The sequence below is a fragment of the Microbacterium sp. BH-3-3-3 genome (assembly GCF_007679045.1).
Classification (GTDB): Bacteria; Actinomycetota; Actinomycetes; order Actinomycetales; family Microbacteriaceae; genus Microbacterium; species Microbacterium algihabitans.
Genome location: NZ_VEFS01000001.1, coordinates 1,533,508 through 1,550,400 on the forward strand (window position 1 = coordinate 1,533,508; position 16,893 = coordinate 1,550,400).

A 16,893-nucleotide genomic window follows, 5' to 3' on the forward strand; every position below is an offset into this window, starting at 1 on the left:
CTCCATCGTGTGACTTCATGTCGACATGAAGTCAAGCGCGGCGGTCGAGTCCATCGGAGAGACGGCGGCGAGGTTCGGCCTCGAGACGCACGTGCTGCGGCACTGGGAGGACGAAGGGCTGCTCCGTCCCGTCCGCGACGCGGCCGGCCGGCGGCGCTACGGCGACGACGACAGCGTGCGCGTGGCGGTGATCTTGCGCAACAAGGCGGCGGGCATGTCGCTCGAGCAGATCCGCGTGCTGCTCGACGAGGGGGCGCACGACCGGCACCGCGTGCTCGAGGAGCACGTGGCCGAGCTCGACCGCCGCGCCGCCGACATCGCACAGGCCCGCGCGATGACCGAACACGCGCTGCGCTGCCGCGCGCACGACATCACCGCGTGCCCGCGCTTCCGCAGCCACGTCGCCGACGTGCTGTCGGGCGAGGCCCGGTGGTTGTTGGCCACGACCGAGCCGATGGGCGGGCCCATCCCCAGCCCGCCGACCGAGGCGACGCGCGCGAACTAGCATGAACCGGTGACCACGCCGCCCCTCTCCGCCGAGCAGCAGGCGCTGTTCCGGCTGATCGAGGACACGCGCGAGCACGTCTTCGTCACGGGCCGCGCGGGCACGGGCAAGTCGACGCTGCTGCAGCACCTGGCGTGGAACACCAAGAAGCAGATCGCCGTGTGCGCGCCCACCGGCGTCGCCGCCCTCAACGTCGAGGGCCAGACGATCCATTCGCTGTTCCGCCTGCCGATCGGGCTCATCGCCAACGGCGACATCGACCAGAACGACGCGACCCGCAAGCTGCTCAACGCCATCGACACGCTCGTGATCGACGAGATCTCGATGGTCAACGCCGACCTCATGGACGCCATCGACCGCTCGCTCCGGCAAGCGCGAGGGCGCCGCGCCGAGCCGTTCGGCGGCACGCAGATCGTCATGTTCGGCGACCCGTACCAGCTCGCCCCGGTCCCGCCGCGGGGCGACGAGATGCGCTACATCCAGGACCACTACCGCTCGTTCTGGTTCTTCGACGCCAAGGTGTGGTCGGGGGAGTCGGCCAGCGACGGCCTCATCGACATCGGCCGGCACGGCGCAGACCTGCACGTCAACGAGCTCGTCGAGATCCACCGGCAGTCCGACCCGGGGTTCAAGCAGCTGCTCAACGCCGTGCGGTACGGGCGGGTGACGGCCGAGATGGCCGGCATCCTGAACACCGCCGGGGCCCGCACCCCTCCGCATCCGGCCGACGGCGAGCACCCGATCATCACGCTCGCGACCCGCAACGACCGGGTCAACACCATCAACCGCAAGCACCTCGACGAGCTCATCGGGCGCACGCAGACCGCCAACGCCGAGATCTCGGGCGACTTCGGCCGGGGCGAGGCCAACTACCCGGCCGAGATGGAGCTGACGCTCAAGGTCGGCGCGCAGGTGATGTTCCTGCGCAACGACGCGGCGCAGTTCGGCGAGGCGCCGCGCTGGGTGAACGGCACGATCGGCACGGTCACGCGCATCGCGGGCGACAGCGTGCGGGTCGAGGTCGACGGCATCGAGCACGACGTCGAACCGGCCGTGTGGGAGAGGTACCGGTACGCCTACGACCCCGGAACGAAGAACCTCTCGCGTGAGATCGTCGCCGAGTTCACCCAGTTCCCGCTGCGCCTGGCCTGGGCCGTGACCATCCACAAGTCGCAGGGCAAGACCTACGACCGCGCCGTCGTCGATCTCGGTGCGGGGGCCTTCGCGCCCGGGCAGACCTACGTCGCGCTCAGCCGGCTGACCTCGCTCGAGGGGCTCTACCTCACGCGCCCGCTGCGCCCGAGCGACATCCGCGTCGACGAGGACGTGCGCCGCTTCATGAAGCAGGCGTGGCTGGCGCGGCAGGACGCCGCGAAGGCGTGAGCCTCAGGCGACGCGCGAGCGCTTCGCGCGCGTGAGGTCGGCGAACAGCTCGGTCGTGAAGCGGTACGCGACCAGCACCTCGGCGATCACGCGCTCCTTCTCGTCGTCGTCCCAGGGTGCCGCGTCGAGCTGCTCCCGGTAGACGCTCTTGAAGGCCTTGGGATCGGCGATGTCGCCGAAGAGCAGGAAGCCGATGCCGTTGGTCTCGAACCCGAACCGCCGCTGCATGAGACGCCCGATCGACGGCCCGCCCGAGAGGTCGCCGACGAAGCGCGTGTAGTGGTGCGCGACGAAGCCGCCCGGCCAGGTCGCCGCGACGCGACGGATGCGCGAGACGTAGGCCTGCGTGGTCGGCAAGGGGGCGATGCGGTCGCGCCAGTCGGGGCCGAGGAGGAAGGCCAGGTCGGCCTCGAGCGCGGGCAGTCGCGAGTGGGTCCCGGTGAGGAACACGGATGCCACAGGGTCGGTCCGCAGGTGAATCGCGGCCTCTTCGAGCGCGGCGTAGATGAACCAGTGCTGCGCGATTAGCGCGATGTAGTCGTCGCGCGTTCCCGACCCGGTGAGCAGCTCGGTCACGAATCCGTCGCACTCGCGGGTGGAGTGCGCGCCGCTGGAGCGCTCGCGCAGGGCGGCGGAGAACGGGGCGACGGCGTTCATGCGGCCATCATACGCACAGGGTTAGGTTCGCCTAACCCTGATTTCGCCGGGAGTCGCCCCGGCCACGGCCCGTTCGTGATGCAGACGTGACGGCCCAGGAGCGCAAGGGCCCGATTCGCCCAGGTGCCGTGTGTTTGAATCGAGGGAGTACGCGCTTCGTCGTGCGCGGAAGTCCTGGGGGTACACATGCGGGGATGGCGTCGTCCTGCGGCCATCGCGATCGTGGGCGCGAGCGCGCTCGCCGCCCTGCTCAGCGGCTGCACCGCGCAGGGATCCGTGTCGATCGACGTTCCCGCCCAGGTCGAGGCCGCGCTGCCCGACGCGACGGTCTCCGAACTGCAAGACGCGGTGAACGCCGCGATGACCGCGACCGGCTCCACCGGCGCGATCGTCGGCGTGTGGGCGCCGTGGAGCGGCACCTGGGTCGCCGGTCTGGGCACGCAGGGGCCGGGCGGTGCCGCGGTGACCTCCGACATGGAGTTCCGCGCCACCGACGTCACACGCGCGATGACCTGCGACGTGCTCTACCGCCTCGCCGCCGACGGCACGCTGAACATGAGCGACCCGGTCACCACGTGGGTGAGCGGCGTTCCGGGCTACGAAGACATCACCCTGCGTCAGCTGTGCGACAGCACGTCGGGCCTGAACGCCTACACGCCGGTGCTGCAGGGCCTGCTCGCGAACAACCCCGATCGCGTGTGGAACCCCCGCGAGCTGATGGCCTACGGCATCGCCGGGCCGCGCCTGAACGAGCCCGGCGCCACGTTCGCCGACGTCGACACCAACTACGTCCTCGCCGGCCTCGCCGTCGAGCGCGCGACGGGTCAGTCGCTGACGGAGGCCATCGCCGAGCGCGTCACCGGACCGCTGGGGCTGAGCGCCACCGGTCTGCCCGCGCCCGCACCTGCCGCACCGGGGACGAACGCGCTCGAGGGCTACTGGTCGCAGCGCAACGCCGAGGGCGCATTCACCTGCACCGACCCGGCCGATTACACGGTGCTGTCGTCGAGCTTCGGCGGAGCCAACTCGGGCGCGGTGACCGACATCACCGATCTCGGGCGCTACGCCCAGGCGCTCGCCGCAGGGTCGCTCCTGCCGGCCGGCGACGACCGCTTCGCCACCCCCTACGCCGTCACCCCCGACAGCCCCACCTGGTTCACCGCCGCCGGCGGCGCCTACCAGGCCGGCTCGCTGATCGGACAGTACGGCGCGACCCCGGGCTACATCGTCGGAGCCTTCGCCGACCCGAAGACCGGAATGTCGGTCGCGGTCGTGCTGAACAACTCCGGCGGTGGCAAGAACTTCGGTGCCTGGCTCGCGTGGGAGCTCGCGGCGATCGCCTCGAAGGCCCCGGCGGCCCAGGGGCAGACCGCCCCCGAAGCGGGCCTGCCGTGGACCGCGCAGCAGATGCGCGACAACATCGCCGGCAACGCCATCTGCGCCCCTCCCGCCGGATGACCTCGACATGACCGCACGCGGCGGCCAGGGGTCGGCCGCGGCGCTGGTGTTCGCGGGCCTCGCCTGCCAAGAGGTCGGCGCCTCCTTCGCCGTCATGCTGTTCCCCGACACGGGGCCCCTCGGCATCGTCATGCTGCGCCTGGTGTTCTCGGCGCTCCTGCTGCTGCTCATCGCCCGGCCGCGGTGGCGCGGGCACACGGGGTCGGCCTGGCGCTCCGTCGTCGGCTTCGGCGTCGTGCTCGCCGCGATGAACGGACTCTTCTACCTCGCGCTCGAACGCCTGCCGCTCGGAGTCACCGTCACGATCGAGGTGCTCGGTCCGCTGACCCTGTCGATCCTCACGGCCACCGGTGCCGCGCGCTGGCTGTGGGCGGGGCTTGCGCTGGCGGGCGTGGTCGCCCTCGGCGCCGGAGGGTGGGACCGCCTCGACGCACTCGGAGTGGTGTTCGCCCTCGGGGCCGCCGTCAGCTGGGCGCTGTACATCCTCGCCTCGGCTCGCGTGGGCCGGCAGTTCCCCCGCCTCGACGGCCTGGCCATCGCGATGACGGTCGGTGCGCTGATCGCCCTCCCGTTCGGCATCGTCCAGGCCGGCGCATCCCTGCTGCGCGTCGACATCCTCGCCCTCGGCGCGGCCGTCGCCCTGCTGTCGTCGACCATCCCCTACGCCCTCGAGCTCATCGCGCTGCGCCGGCTCGCGGCATCCGCCTTCGCGATCCTCATGAGCCTCGGCCCCGCCACGGCCTCGGTCGCCGGTTTCCTGCTGCTCGGCCAGCACCTGTCGTGGCTCGAGATCGTCGGGATCGCCCTCGTCATCGTCGCCAGCATCGGCGCGGTGCTCGCCGCCGCGCGCCGCAGCGCCGGGGCACGGCATCCGGGACCCGATGCCGATGAGCCGCTGAGCGAGCCCGTCGGCTGAGTGGATGCCACGCCCCGGGCGACCCGCGCAAGGGGGCGTTCGCGTCGAGGCCGGCTGGCGAGGATGACGCCATGAGCGACGACGACGACCAGACGAAGAAGGACTTCGACGAGGCGGTCAACATGACCGCGAGCGAGTTGAAGAGATGGCTCGACACCGACGAATCGAAATCCGTCGGGCAGAAGAAGAACGGCGGGGAGTCGACCGGGCACGAGAGCGGGCGGCACATCGTGCGCATCCTCGAGAAGAAGAAGGCCGACCTCACCGACGACGACTACGCGCACATGCGCAAGGTCGTCGGCTACGTCAAACGGCACAGCGCGCAGAAGCCCGACGGCGACATCACCGACACCGACTGGCGGTACTCGCTCATGAACTGGGGCAGCGACCCGAAGAAGTGAGCGCGGCGCAGGCCGTAGGGAGATCGTGAGGACCGGCGCCACGGGGGCCGTGCGCATAGGCATCCGGGGTACAACGGATTCATGCCCATCATCGACAGCGCCGTCTACGTCGACGGTCACCGCATCGAGAACCCGGCGAGCCTCGACCAGACCTTCGAATACATGGAGGCGCACGGGGGCATGGCCTGGATCGGGCTGCTGCGTCCCTCGCCCGAAGAGCTCGAGCGCGTCGCGGCCGAATTCTCGCTGCACCCGCTCGCCGTCGAGGACGCGCTCGCCGGGCACCAGCGCGCCAAGCTCGAGCGCTACGGCGGCAACCTCTTCGCGGTGCTGCGGCCCGCGCGCTACCTCGACGAGACCGAGACGATCGACTTCGGCGAGCTGCACGTATTCATCGGCTCCGACTACGTCGTGACGGTGCGTCACGCCGAGGTCCCCGACCTCTCGCAGGTGCGCAAGCGGCTCGAGCACAACCCCGACCTGCTCAAACGCGGTCCCGAAGCGGTGCTGTACGCGATCCTCGACGAGGTCGTCGACCAGTACGACCCCGTGGCGCGCGGTCTGCAGAATGACGTCGACGAGATCGAAGACGGCCTGTTCAGCTCGGGCGGCGCCGACCTCACGCAGCGCATCTACCAGCTCGCCCGCGAGGTCATCCACTTCCAGCGGGCCACCGAGCCGCTGCGCGACATGCTCGAGGCGCTCCTGCGCGGCTCCGACAAGTACGGCGTCGACATCGAGCTGCAGCGCTCGCTGCGCGACGTGCTCGACCACGTGCTGCGTCAGTGCGAGAAGCTCACGGCGTTGCGCGCGATCCTCGACAACGCGCTCACCGTCAACGCCACGCTCGTCACGCAGCGCCAGACCGACACCGCCCTCGAGCAGAACGAACAGGTCAAGAAGATCTCGGGGTGGGCGGCGATCCTGTTCGGTCCGTCGCTGGTGGGCGGGATCTACGGCATGAACTTCAAGAACATGCCCGAGCTCGACTGGACCTTCGGCTACCCGATGGCGCTCGCCCTGATGGCGGCGACCTCGTTCGGGCTCTGGCTCACGTTCAAGCGCAAGCACTGGCTCTGATCGCCCGACCCGCGCTTGTCGGATAGCCCGTTGCGCGAATCGAGTGGTTCGATGGGTGGCATGAACGACACCCCCTCGCGCCCCGGCGACCCCGTCGAGCCGACGACCACCTCGACCGTGCAGCTCGAGGACAGCGGCTACCACAAGCGCCTGACGTCGCGACAGGTGCAGATGATCGCCATCGGCGGTGCCATCGGAACGGGCCTGTTCCTCGGCGCCGGCGGCCGCCTCGCGCAGGCCGGCCCCGCGATCGTCATCTCGTACGCGGTCTGCGGACTGTTCGCGTTCTTCATCCTCCGCGCGCTCGGCGAGCTGGTGCTGCACCGCCCGACGTCGGGCTCGTTCGTCTCGTACGCGCGCGAGTTCTTCGGCGAGAAGGCAGCGTTCGTGTCGGGCTGGTTCTACTGGATCAACTGGGCGACCACGACGATGGTCGACATCACCGCCGCGGCGCTCTACATGAACTTCTTCGGCAAGTACGTGCCCTGGATCGGGGCCGTTCCGCAGTGGGTGTGGGCCCTCGCCGCCCTCGTCACCGTGCTGGCCGTCAACCTCGTGTCGGTCAAGGTGTTCGGCGAGCTGGAGTTCTGGTTCGCGCTCATCAAGGTCGCCGCCCTCGTGGCGTTCCTGCTCGTGGGCATCTACTTCGTCGTGTTCGGCACCCCCACGGGCGCCCCCACCGGGTTCTCGCTGATCGCCGACAACGGCGGGTTCTTCCCCAACGGCATCCTGCCCGCGATCATCCTCATGCAGGGCGTGGTGTTCGCGTACGCCTCGATCGAGCTGGTCGGCACCGCCGCCGGCGAGACCAAGAACCCCGAGAAGGTCATGCCCCGCGCGATCAACTCGGTGATCTTCCGCGTCGCGATCTTCTACGTCGGCTCGGTGCTGCTGCTGGCCCTGCTGCTGCCGTACACCGCGTACACGAAGGACGAGAGCCCGTTCGTGACGTTCTTCGGCTCGATCGGGGTGCCGGGCGTCGACGTGATCATGAACCTCGTCGTGCTGACGGCCGCGCTGTCGTCGCTGAACGCGGGGCTGTACTCCACCGGCCGCATCCTGCGCTCGATGGCGGTCGCGGGCTCGGCCCCCAAGTTCGCCGCGCGCATGAACAAGGCGGGCGTGCCCTACGGGGGCATCGCGATCACGGCGTTCGTCGCCCTGTTCGGCGTGGTGATCAACTTCGTGGCACCGAGCGACGCGTTCGAGACGGTGCTGAACGTCGCCGCCGTGGGCATCCTGGTCACCTGGGCGACCATCATGCTCTGCCAGATGAAGTTCAAGCGCCTCACCGACCGCGGCGAGCTGGTGCGCCCGGCCTTCCGGCTGTTCTGGGCGCCGTACACGGGATACGCGACCCTGCTGTTCCTCGCGGTCGTGCTCGTGCTGGTGTTCGTCGACTCCCCGCCGACCCTGCTGGTCGCGGTGCTCGCGAGCATCGCCATCACGATCGGCTGGTTCGCCTGCCGCAAGCGCATCGCGGCGCTCGCCGCCGAGCGCGAGGGCTTCACGGGCACGGTGCCGGTGGTGCCGAGCCCCTTCCCGACGGCGCGCGACACGAAGGACTGAGCCCGCGGGTTCTCGGTGCGGCGCTCGGGCTTCGGCTCGGGCGCCGCACTCACGTGGGTGAGGCGTGTGTTGAGTGTCCAGAACGCGCCGCCGGGGCTCGAGCTCTGCGGCGTTTCTTGGACCCTCAACAGGGGGTGGTGGGGCGCCCGGGGCGGCGCGCGGGTCAGTCGGTGAAGGGCCAGCCGCAGTAGGCCTCGGCGAGGAAGGCGCGGCCGTGCTCCGACTCCACGACGGTGCGCAGTTCGCCGACCTGTCGTCGGCGGTCGAAGTCGGTGGCATCCGGAGCCACGTGCAGCAGGCTCGTCATCCACCACGAGAAGTGCTGGGCCTTCCAGATGCGCCGCAGGGCCTTCTCGGGGTAGGTGTCGAGGCCCCGCTCATCGCCCTCGAGCAGCAGGCGCCGCAGGGCGTCGGCGAGCAGGCGCACGTCGGCGATGGCGAGATTCATCCCCTTCGCGCCGGTGGGCGGCACGGTGTGCGCGGCGTCTCCGACGAGGGCGACGCGGCCGCGGCGCAGCTCGTGCGCGACGAAGCTACGGAAGCGCAGCACGTCGCGCTGGAAGATCGGCCCCTGCTTCAGCGTCGTTCCGGGCACGCGCTTCTGCAGTTCGTCCCACAGCTGCTCCTCGCTGAAGGCCGCCGTGTCGGTGTCGGGGGCGCACTGGAAGTACATGCGCTGCACGGTGTCGGAGCGCTGGCTGACCAGCGCGAAGCCGTCGGGCGAGTTGCTGTAGATGAGCTCGGCGGCGCTCGGCGGCGCTTCGCACAGGATGCCGAACCACGCGAACGGGTACTCGCGGAAGAACCCGCCCTGGCTCGATCCCGACACGGTCGCCCGGGCGATGCTCCGCGACCCGTCGGAGCCCACGACGAACTCCGCCTCGATCTCGAACGGCTGCCCGTCGGCGTCGCGGGCGATGACGCGGGGGCTCGAGGTCTCGGCATCCGCGATGCCCTCGGCGGTGACGCCGAAACGCAGGTCCTGACCGGCCGCGAGGCGCGCGGCGACCAGGTCTTTCAGCACCTCGTGCTGCGGGTACAGCCACACGGCGCGGCCGACGGATGCCGCGAAGTCGATGCGGTGGCCCTCTCCCTCGAAGCGCAGCTCGATGCCGTCGTGACGGTGGCCCACGGTGCGGGCGCGCGAGTGCGCACCGAGGGTGTCGAGCAGTTCGACGGTGCCCTGCTCGAGGATGCCGGCGCGGATGGTGCTCTCGATCTCGTCGCGGGAGCGCTGGTCGATCACGACCGAGGCGATGCCGGCCTCGTCGAGAAGGTGCGAGAGCAGGAGCCCCGCGGGGCCGGCGCCGATGATGGCGACCCGGGTGCGGACGGTGGTGGTCATGGCGTCTCCTTCGACGGTGGCTGTGTCGATCGTGCGCGCTGCAGGGGTCGGCTCGCTCCATCACTCCCATTCATCGGGACGTCGCGAGTCCACCTCCCTGGGCGCTCAACGGGGAGGTGGAGCGCGCGCGCGGAGGCGGTGGGTCAGCGGCGGTAGCCCAGAGCGCGCTCGGTGTCACGGGCCGCGCGGTGCAGCTCGACGAGGGCGAACTGGGTCTCGGCGTCGCGCGGGAGCACGGCCGAGAGGGCGGCGATGACCGCCCCGGTCTCATCGCGCACGGGCACCGCGACGCCCGTCGAGACCTCGTCGACGTAACCGGGGGCGACGACCCGGCCGAGGGTGCGGATCTCGGCGAGGGTGCGGCGAAGCGCCGCGGGGTCGACGATCGTGTCGGCCGTGACCCGCGCGAGAGGGCCGGCGAGCACGCGCTCCTGCAGGTCGTGCGGGGCGAAGGCGAGCAGGACGAGTCCCGACGACGACGCGTGCAGGGGAAGGCGCCCGGCGACGCGGGTGATGTTCGCGCCGGAGTCGGGAGCGCTCAGTCGTTCGAGGAACAGCGCCTCATCCTGCTCGAGGATCGCGAGCTGAGTGTGCTCGCGCACGCGCTGCTGCACGCGTTCCATATAGGGCAGGGCCGCCTGCCGCAGGCGCAGCGCGTGCGACGAGCGGGTCGCCAGCTCCCACAGTCGCATGCCCACGCGCACGCGACGTTCGTCGTCGCGCTCGAGCAGACCGGCATCCACCAGCTCGTTCACGATCCGGTGCGCCGACGAGCTCGGCAGGCCCGCCCGACGACCGATGTCGGCCGTGGTCTGCGCGGTGCGCGTGGGGGTGAAGGTCTCGAGGATGCGCACGAGTCGATCGGTCACCGAATCGCCGGAGGGGGAGTTCGCCACGCCTCCACCCTGGCACGACTCCCATTCAGCGGGAACGCCTGGCCACGATGCGGGGCGGTGACGGAGCATGGAGGGGTCGAAGGAGACCCCATGACGAACGCCCCCGCCGCGGCCCCCGAATCGCTGCTGGCCGCTCCCGACCAGGCGACGCAAGACGAGATCGTCCGCGAGATCCAGGCCCGCCATGCCCAGCTCGACGCTCTCGACGCCACGGGCGAGCGCGTCGCCGCGACCGCGCACGACTTTCCGGCCTACCGGTCGAGCGTGCTGCGGCATCCGACCAAGAATCCGAAGCTCGTCGACCCCGAGACCATCGAGCTGTTCTCGCCCGCGTTCGGCCAGCGCGACGTCGCGGCCATCGAGTCGGACCTCACCCTGCAGCACGCGGGGGAGCCGCTGGGCGAGCGCATGACGGTGCAGGGGCGGCTGCTCGATTCGTGGGGGCGCCCGGTGGCGAACCAGCTCATCGAGATCTGGCAGGCGAACTCGGCCGGTCGTTACATCCACCAGCGGGACCAGCACCCCGCGCCCCTCGACCCGAACTTCACGGGCGCCGGCCGCGCGGTCACGAACGACAACGGTGAGTACCGCTTCACGACCATCAAGCCCGGCCCCTACCCCTGGAAGAACCACCGCAACGCGTGGCGTCCGGCGCACATCCACTTCTCGGTGTTCGGGTCGTCGTTCACGCAGCGGCTGGTGACGCAGATGTACTTCCCGGGCGACCCGCTGTTCGCGCTCGACCCGATCTACAACTCCATCCACCGCCAGAAGGACCGCGACGCCCTCGTGGGCGTCTACGACCACGACCTCACCTCGCCCGAGTGGGCGACGGGGTACCGCTTCGACATCGTGGTCGACGGACCGGACGCGACCTACTTCGAGGCAGAGGACGAGTGACATGACGACGACACCGACGCACGACGTGGTCCCTGAGCCTGTCGATGGGGTTCCTGAGCCTGTCGAAGGACGAGCAGGAGGGCGACGAGTGATTCCCGCCAAGACGCACCGCGCCACCCCCGGCCAGACGGTCGGGCCGTTCTTCGCCTACGGCCTGGAGTTCCCGAAGCAGCACGAGGTCGTCTTCCCGCACTCGCCCGGCGCGATCGTGCTCTCGGGCACGGTCTACGACGGGGCGGGAGCGCCGATCCCCGACGCCCTCGTGGAGATCTTCGGGGCGGATGCCGACGGCTCCGTGCCCCGCGCGCGCGGCGCGTTCCGCCGTGACGACCACACCTTCACCGGGTTCGGACGCGCCTTCACCGACGACGAGGGGCGCTACTCGTTCTGGACGCGCGAGCCGGGCGGCATCCGGGGTCGTGCGGGGTTCTTCGCGGCCATCGTGTTCGCGCGCGGGCTCCCCGACAAGCTGCACACGCGCATCTACTCGCCCGCCGACGACGACGCTCTCGCCGCCGATCCGTTGCTGTCCGCGCTGACGTCGCAGGAGCGCGCTAGCCTCGTCGCGACCCGGACGCCCGACGGGTACCTGTCGCACGACATCCGGTTGCAGGGCGAGAACGAGACGGTGTTCCTTGCCTTCTGAGCCTCTCCCGCGCATCGACCTCGGGCTGCTCTCGCCCGTGAGCGTCGGTCACGACGCCCTGCTGTCCGACGAGTTCGTGCTGACCACCATGATCCGTGTCGAGTGCGCGCTGGTGGCGGCCTACGTCGCGGTGGGGGCCGCCCCGCGTGAGGCGCGCGCGGAGATCGACCACACCTTCGGAATCGACGAGAAATACGCCTCGCCCGTGCGGGCTCTCGACGTCGATGCGCTCGTGCGCGACGCGGTCGCCGGGGGAAACCCCGTGATCCCCCTCGTGGGCGCTCTCAAGGCCCAGGTGCCGGCCGAGCACCGCGGGTGGATCCACCGCGGGGCGACGAGCCAAGACGTGCTCGACACCGCGCTCATGGTGGTCGCCCGCTGTGCGGTCGAGCAGACGCGCCGCTCGGTCGCCAACGCCGCCGTCTGGGCCCGACAGCTCGCCACCGCGCACGCCGACGAGGTCGCCGCAGCGCGCACCCTCACGCAGCACGCGGTGCCCACCACGGTCGGGGCGCGCGCCGCGACCTGGGCGCGCGGACTCGAGCGGGCCGTCGTGCGGCTCGACGCCCTGGTCTTCCCCGCGCAGCTCGCGGGGGCGGGCGGAACGCTCGCGTCGTTCGTCGAGATCACCGGATCGACGGATGCCGCCGACGCCCTGCCCGCGGCCTTCGCCCGGGCGCTCGAGCTCGACGCCCCCGACGCACCTTGGCACGTGACGCGCTGGCCCGTGACCGAGATCGGCGACGCCCTCGTGCAGGCCATCGATGCGCTCGGCAAGACGGCCGCCGACGTCGCGACCCTCAGCCGCACCGAGATCGGCGAGGTGTCGGAGGGCGTGGGCGGCGGATCGTCGGCCATGCCCCAGAAGCAGAACCCCGCCGAGGCGGTGCTCATCCGCTCGGCCGCCCTGCGCGCCCCCCAGCTGGGCGCGACCCTGCACCTGGCCTCGGCCCTCGCGGTCGACGAGCGCCCCGACGGCGCCTGGCACGCCGAATGGCCGACGCTGCGCGAGCTCCTGCGCCTGGCGGTCGGCGCCGCGGCGCACGGGTCGTCGTTGCTCGCTCACCTGCGCGTCGACGCCAGAGCCGCGACGGCCAACGCTGGTCTGACCGGCGGGCGCCTCGTCAGCGAGCGTCTGCGGGGCGTGCTCGTGCCGCTCATCGGCGCCGAGCGTTTCGCGGCCCTGCTCGACGGCGACGACGACCTCGCCCCGCGCCTGCGGGCGCTGCCCGAGGCGGCCGACCTCGACATCGACGCGCTACTCGATCCGGCCGCCTACGTCGGCCTCGCGCCCCGCCTCGCCCGCGGCACCGGCCACGCCGGCGGAGGCACCGCGCACGACGAAGGAGCCGACGCATGAGCCTCATCGCCCTGACCGAGCCCGTCGGACCGGTCGACGCACCCCTCGTCGTGCTCGGGCCGTCGCTCGGCACCTCGACCATCCTGTGGGACGACGTCGTGCCCCTGCTCGCCGACGACTATCGCGTCGCCGCGTGGGACCTCCCCGGCCACGGGGCCGGCCCGATCGCGCGCGAGGCGTTCACGGTCGCGGATCTCGCGGATGCCGTGGCCGCCACGATCCCCGATGACACGTTCCTCTACGCCGGGGTCTCCCTCGGCGGGGCGACGGGCCTCGAGCTCGCCCGGCGTCACGGCACCCGGCTGCGGGGCGCCGCCATCGTGGCATCCGGAGCCGTGCTCGGAGATGCCGCATCGTGGACCGAGCGAGCCGCCCAGGCACGGTCGCAGAGCACCTCGAGCCTCATCGTCGGCTCGGCCCAGCGCTGGTTCGCGCCCGAGTCGATGGCCCGCCGCCCCGAGCTGAGCGGCCGCCTGCTGCACGCGCTGCAGGACGCCGACGACGACAGCTACGCCCGGTGCTGCGAGGCGCTCGCCGCGTACGACGTGCGCTCCACGCTGGGCGAGATGGCGGTTCCCGTGCTCGCCGCGTGGGGAGCGTTCGACCAGGTCGCCCCCGAATCCAAGGCCGTCGAGATCGCCGAGGGCGTGCAGCGCGGGAGCGTCGCGCGCATCGACGACGCCGGCCACCTTCCCCCGGCCGAACAGCCCGAGGCCGTCGCGGCTCTGCTGCGGTCGTTCTTCGCCTCCGTCTCGACGACCTCGTCTTCCCGAAAGGACGCCTGATGCCCACCGATCAGGAACGCCACGACCAGGGCATGACCGTGCGCCGGGCCGTGCTGAGCGACGCGCACGTCGATCGCTCGATCGCCGCGACCACCGACCTCACCGCCGACTGGCAGGACTTCATCACGCGCGTCGCATGGGGAGACGTGTGGTCACGGCCCGACCTCGACCGCCGCTCGCGCTCGATCGCGGTGCTGAGCTCGCTCATCGCACACGGCCACCATGAGGAGCTCGCGATGCACCTGCGCGCGGCGCTGCGCAACGGCCTGAGCGTCGAGGAGATCCGCGAGGTCATCCTGCAGTCGGCGATCTACTCCGGCGTGCCGGCGGCCAACTCGGCCTTCCGCATCGCGTCGGAGGTCTTCGCGACGCCCGAACCGGCTCCGTCGGAGACGAACGAGGAGGCCGCGCCGTGATCGACAAGACCGTTCCCGACGTCGCGGCCGCCGTCGCCGGCATCGCCGACGGGGCCACCGTGATGATCGGCGGCTTCGGTCGCGCCGGGCAGCCCGTCGAGCTGATCGACGCGCTGATCGCTCACGGGGCCGGCGACCTCACCGTCGTCAACAACAACGCCGGCAACGGCGACACCGGACTCGCGGCCCTGCTCGCCGCCGGTCAGGTGCGCAAGATGATCTGCTCGTTCCCGCGCCAGAGCGACTCGTGGGTGTTCGACGGCCTGTACCGCGACGGCAAGGTCGAACTCGAGCTCGTGCCGCAGGGCAACCTCGCCGAGCGCATCCGCGCCGCGGGCGCCGGCATCGGCGGGTTCTTCACCCCCACCGGCTTCGGGACGCAGCTCGCCGAGGGCAAGGAGACGCGGCGTATCGACGGCCGCGACTACGTGCTCGAATACCCCATCCACGCCGACGTCGCGCTCGTGAGCGCCCGCGCCGCCGACCGCTGGGGCAACCTCGTCTACCGCGAGACCGCCCGCAACTTCGGGCCCATCATGGCCGCCGCCGCCACGACCACCGTCGTGCAGGTCGACGAGATCGTGCCACTCGGCTCCCTCGACCCCGAGGCCGTCGTGACCCCCGGCCTGTACGTCGATCGCGTCGTCGCGGTCGGCGAGCGGGCGTGGCTGCGCGACGGCGCCTTCGTCGGCGGCGTCGACATCGAGGGCCGGGCCCTGGCCCCTGAGGAGGAAGCATGACCACCCGCATCTCGCGGCGCGATCTCGCCGCCCGCGTGGCATCCGACATCCCCGAGGGCGCCGTCGTCAACCTCGGCATCGGAGCGCCGACCCTCGTCGCCGACTACCTGCCCGCGGGGCTCGAGATCGTTCTGCACACCGAGAACGGCATGCTCGGCATGGGCCCCGCCCCCAAGTGCGGCCGGGTCGACCCCGACCTCATCAACGCGGGCAAGCAGCCCGTCACCGCGCTCGCGGGGGCCGCCTACTTCCACCACGCCGACTCGTTCGCCATGATGCGCGGCGGGCACCTCGACGTGTGCGTGCTCGGCGCGTTCCAGGTGTCGGCCGGCGGCGACCTCGCCAACTGGTCGACCGGCGAGCCCGGCGCGATCCCGGCCGTCGGCGGGGCGATGGACCTCGCGATCGGCGCGAAAGACGTCTACGTCATGACCGACCTGCTCACCAAGGGCGGCGAGCCCAAGCTCGTCGCCGCCTGCACCTACCCGCTGACCGGGGTGGGCTGCGTCTCGCGGGTCTACACCGACCACGGCGTCTTCGACGTCACGCCCGACGGCTTCCGCGTGCGCGAACTGTTCGGCGACAACACCCACGCCGAGATCGAGCACCTCCTCGGTCTGACCCTTCTCGACCCGGAGAGCTGACCATGCCCGCTTCGTTCGTGTACGACGCCGTCCGCACCCCCTTCGCCCGCCACGCGAAGGCCTTCGCCGATGTGCGCCCCGATGATCTGGCCGCCACCGTCATGGCATCCGTCGTCGAACGCACCGGCCTCGACCCCGCGCGCATCGAAGACGTCATCTTCGGCGATGCGAACCAAGCCGGCGAAGACAACCGCAACGTCGCGCGCTTCGGCGCGCTGCTCGCGGGCTTCCCCTCGTCGGTGCCCGGCACGACCATCAACCGCCTGTGCGGATCGTCGCTGGATGCCGTGATCCAGGGCTCGCGCGCGATCGAGGCGGGCGATGCCGAGGTGATCCTCGCGGGCGGCGTCGAGTCGATGACGCGGGCCCCGTTCGTGGTCGAGAAGAGCCCGCGGCCCTTCCCCGCCGCCAACCAGACGATGTGGAACACCTCGATCGGCTGGCGCATGACGAACCCGCGCCTGCGGAAGGACTGGACGATCTCCAACGGCGAGAGCGCCGAGAAGCTCGCCGAGATCTACGACATCTCCCGCGAGGAGCAGGACGAATTCGCCGCCCGCAGCCACCGCCTCTCCGCGGCCGCGTGGGCCGCGGGCCGCTTCGACGACGAGATCGTGCAGGTCGAGGGCCACGCGCTCGCGCGCGACGAAGGCATCCGCGACGACTCCACCGCCGAGGTGCTGGCGGGGCTGCGCCCGGCCTTCCGGCAGGGCGGGTCGGTCACCGCGGGCAATTCCTCGCCCATCAACGACGGCGCCTCGGCGGTGCTGCTGGGCGCGGAGGGGGCACTGGATGCCGAGCCCTTGGCCCGCATCGCCGGCCGGGCCGCGTTCGGCAACGACCCCGACGTGTTCGGCGTCGCTCCCGTCGAGGCGGCGAACCGCGCTCTCGCCCGCGCCGGCAAGACGTGGGCCGACGTGTCGTTCGTCGAGCTCAACGAGGCGTTCGCGTCGCAGACCCTGGCGTGCGCGAAGCTGTGGACCGAGCTCGACCCCGCCCGTCTCAACGAGAACGGGGGAGCGATCGCGATCGGTCACCCCCTCGGCGCCTCGGGCGGCCGCATCTTCGCGCGCGCGGCCCACGAGCTGAAGCGCCGCGGCGGGGGCGTCGCGGTCGCGGCGATCTGCATCGGTGTGGGGCAGGGGCTCGCGGTGGTGCTCGAGCGCTGACGGCGGGTGCCGGCGCCACTGTC

At 71.4% G+C, this 16,893-nt stretch carries 18 protein-coding genes; 15 read left to right on the forward strand and 3 right to left on the reverse strand.

All coding sequences use genetic code 11. The features are described 5' to 3' along the window. The first annotated feature begins 25 nt into the window (after positions 1–25). Positions 26–505 carry a MerR family transcriptional regulator gene (locus FS769_RS07175; protein WP_144831309.1) on the forward strand — a complete coding sequence of 160 codons (480 nt, stop codon included), beginning with the start codon at positions 26–28 and terminating at the stop codon, positions 503–505. A gap of 9 nt (positions 506–514) precedes the next feature. Then, positions 515–1,888 (forward strand): ATP-dependent RecD-like DNA helicase, encoded by a 1,374-nt coding sequence (locus FS769_RS07180; protein ID WP_144831311.1) that lies wholly within the window; start codon positions 515–517, stop codon positions 1,886–1,888. Between the two features lie 3 nt (positions 1,889–1,891). On the opposite strand, the gene FS769_RS07185 is transcribed toward FS769_RS07180, so the two are convergent. Further along, complete coding sequence (locus tag FS769_RS07185) at positions 1,892–2,545, reverse strand: heme oxygenase (biliverdin-producing) (protein ID WP_144831314.1); 654 nt, start codon at positions 2,543–2,545, stop codon at positions 1,892–1,894. Between the two features lie 186 nt (positions 2,546–2,731). On the opposite strand from FS769_RS07185, the gene FS769_RS07190 reads away from it, so the two are divergent. The 5 genes from FS769_RS07190 to FS769_RS07210 all read left to right on the forward strand — a co-directional run bounded on the left by FS769_RS07190 (position 2,732) and on the right by FS769_RS07210 (position 7,969). Then, the gene (locus tag FS769_RS07190) at positions 2,732–4,003 is read left to right on the forward strand and encodes a serine hydrolase (RefSeq protein ID WP_144831317.1); all 1,272 of its coding nucleotides are present in this window, start codon (positions 2,732–2,734) and stop codon (positions 4,001–4,003) included. A 7-nt stretch (positions 4,004–4,010) separates the two neighbouring features. Then, positions 4,011–4,919, forward strand: coding sequence for a DMT family transporter (locus tag FS769_RS07195; RefSeq protein ID WP_144831320.1), 909 nt, complete (start codon positions 4,011–4,013; stop codon positions 4,917–4,919). Between the two features lie 71 nt (positions 4,920–4,990). After that, positions 4,991–5,320 (forward strand): DUF3140 domain-containing protein, encoded by a 330-nt coding sequence (locus FS769_RS07200; RefSeq protein ID WP_144831323.1) that lies wholly within the window; start codon positions 4,991–4,993, stop codon positions 5,318–5,320. 81 nt (positions 5,321–5,401) lie between these two features. Next, positions 5,402–6,400, forward strand: a complete 999-nt coding sequence (gene corA / locus FS769_RS07205; RefSeq protein WP_144831326.1) for a magnesium/cobalt transporter CorA — start codon at positions 5,402–5,404, stop codon at positions 6,398–6,400. A gap of 60 nt (positions 6,401–6,460) precedes the next feature. After that, positions 6,461–7,969 (forward strand): amino acid permease, encoded by a 1,509-nt coding sequence (locus FS769_RS07210; RefSeq protein ID WP_144831329.1) that lies wholly within the window; start codon positions 6,461–6,463, stop codon positions 7,967–7,969. 163 nt (positions 7,970–8,132) lie between these two features. On the opposite strand, the gene FS769_RS07215 is transcribed toward FS769_RS07210, so the two are convergent. Beyond that, on the reverse strand, positions 8,133–9,314 hold the full coding sequence (locus FS769_RS07215; RefSeq protein WP_144831331.1) for a 4-hydroxybenzoate 3-monooxygenase: 1,182 nt from the start codon (positions 9,312–9,314) through the stop codon (positions 8,133–8,135). Between the two features lie 143 nt (positions 9,315–9,457). After that, complete coding sequence (locus FS769_RS07220) at positions 9,458–10,210, reverse strand: IclR family transcriptional regulator (protein WP_144783919.1); 753 nt, start codon at positions 10,208–10,210, stop codon at positions 9,458–9,460. A gap of 90 nt (positions 10,211–10,300) precedes the next feature. On the opposite strand from FS769_RS07220, the gene pcaH reads away from it, so the two are divergent. The 8 genes from pcaH to FS769_RS07260 all read left to right on the forward strand — a co-directional run bounded on the left by pcaH (position 10,301) and on the right by FS769_RS07260 (position 16,870). Further along, on the forward strand, positions 10,301–11,110 hold the full coding sequence (gene pcaH, locus FS769_RS07225) for a protocatechuate 3,4-dioxygenase subunit beta (protein WP_144831334.1): 810 nt from the start codon (positions 10,301–10,303) through the stop codon (positions 11,108–11,110). Between the two features lie 88 nt (positions 11,111–11,198). After that, positions 11,199–11,756 (forward strand): protocatechuate 3,4-dioxygenase subunit alpha, encoded by a 558-nt coding sequence (gene pcaG / locus FS769_RS07230; RefSeq protein ID WP_230703849.1) that lies wholly within the window; start codon positions 11,199–11,201, stop codon positions 11,754–11,756. Further along, a complete protein-coding gene (locus tag FS769_RS07235) occupies positions 11,746–13,116 on the forward strand; it encodes a lyase family protein (protein WP_144831340.1) in 1,371 nt (456 codons plus the stop codon). The genes pcaG and FS769_RS07235 overlap by 11 nt, the downstream gene beginning before the upstream one ends. Beyond that, the gene (locus FS769_RS07240) at positions 13,113–13,901 is read left to right on the forward strand and encodes an alpha/beta fold hydrolase (RefSeq protein WP_144831343.1); all 789 of its coding nucleotides are present in this window, start codon (positions 13,113–13,115) and stop codon (positions 13,899–13,901) included. Before FS769_RS07235 ends, FS769_RS07240 begins: the two co-directional genes overlap by 4 nt. Further along, positions 13,901–14,317, forward strand: a complete 417-nt coding sequence (gene pcaC, locus FS769_RS07245; protein ID WP_144831346.1) for a 4-carboxymuconolactone decarboxylase — start codon at positions 13,901–13,903, stop codon at positions 14,315–14,317. The genes FS769_RS07240 and pcaC overlap by 1 nt, the downstream gene beginning before the upstream one ends. Further along, positions 14,314–15,057, forward strand: a complete 744-nt coding sequence (locus tag FS769_RS07250) for a 3-oxoacid CoA-transferase subunit A (RefSeq protein ID WP_144831348.1) — start codon at positions 14,314–14,316, stop codon at positions 15,055–15,057. Before pcaC ends, FS769_RS07250 begins: the two co-directional genes overlap by 4 nt. Continuing rightward, entirely contained in the window at positions 15,054–15,701 is a 648-nt protein-coding gene (locus FS769_RS07255) for a 3-oxoacid CoA-transferase subunit B (RefSeq protein ID WP_144831351.1), read from the forward strand. Before FS769_RS07250 ends, FS769_RS07255 begins: the two co-directional genes overlap by 4 nt. Positions 15,702–15,703: 2 nt before the next feature. Further along, entirely contained in the window at positions 15,704–16,870 is a 1,167-nt protein-coding gene (locus FS769_RS07260) for a thiolase family protein (RefSeq protein WP_144831354.1), read from the forward strand. The last annotated feature ends 23 nt before the right edge of the window (positions 16,871–16,893 follow it).

Bases quoted from the DNA above. Each gene is read 5' to 3' on its own strand.
- FS769_RS07255 (WP_144831351.1), top strand. From the start codon at position 15,054: ATGACCACCCGCATCTCGCGGCGCGATCTCGCCGCCCGCGTGGCATCC.
- FS769_RS07195 (WP_144831320.1), top strand. From the start codon at position 4,011: ATGACCGCACGCGGCGGCCAGGGGTCGGCCGCGGCGCTGGTGTTCGCG.
- FS769_RS07200 (WP_144831323.1), top strand. From the start codon at position 4,991: ATGAGCGACGACGACGACCAGACGAAGAAGGACTTCGACGAGGCGGTC.
- FS769_RS07190 (WP_144831317.1), top strand. From the start codon at position 2,732: ATGCGGGGATGGCGTCGTCCTGCGGCCATCGCGATCGTGGGCGCGAGC.
- pcaC (WP_144831346.1), top strand. From the start codon at position 13,901: ATGCCCACCGATCAGGAACGCCACGACCAGGGCATGACCGTGCGCCGG.
- FS769_RS07175 (WP_144831309.1), top strand. From the start codon at position 26: ATGAAGTCAAGCGCGGCGGTCGAGTCCATCGGAGAGACGGCGGCGAGG.
- FS769_RS07185 (WP_144831314.1), bottom strand. From the start codon at position 2,545: ATGAACGCCGTCGCCCCGTTCTCCGCCGCCCTGCGCGAGCGCTCCAGC.
- FS769_RS07240 (WP_144831343.1), top strand. From the start codon at position 13,113: ATGAGCCTCATCGCCCTGACCGAGCCCGTCGGACCGGTCGACGCACCC.
- FS769_RS07215 (WP_144831331.1), bottom strand. From the start codon at position 9,314: ATGACCACCACCGTCCGCACCCGGGTCGCCATCATCGGCGCCGGCCCC.
- FS769_RS07260 (WP_144831354.1), top strand. From the start codon at position 15,704: ATGCCCGCTTCGTTCGTGTACGACGCCGTCCGCACCCCCTTCGCCCGC.
- pcaH (WP_144831334.1), top strand. From the start codon at position 10,301: ATGACGAACGCCCCCGCCGCGGCCCCCGAATCGCTGCTGGCCGCTCCC.
- corA (WP_144831326.1), top strand. From the start codon at position 5,402: ATGCCCATCATCGACAGCGCCGTCTACGTCGACGGTCACCGCATCGAG.
- FS769_RS07210 (WP_144831329.1), top strand. From the start codon at position 6,461: ATGAACGACACCCCCTCGCGCCCCGGCGACCCCGTCGAGCCGACGACC.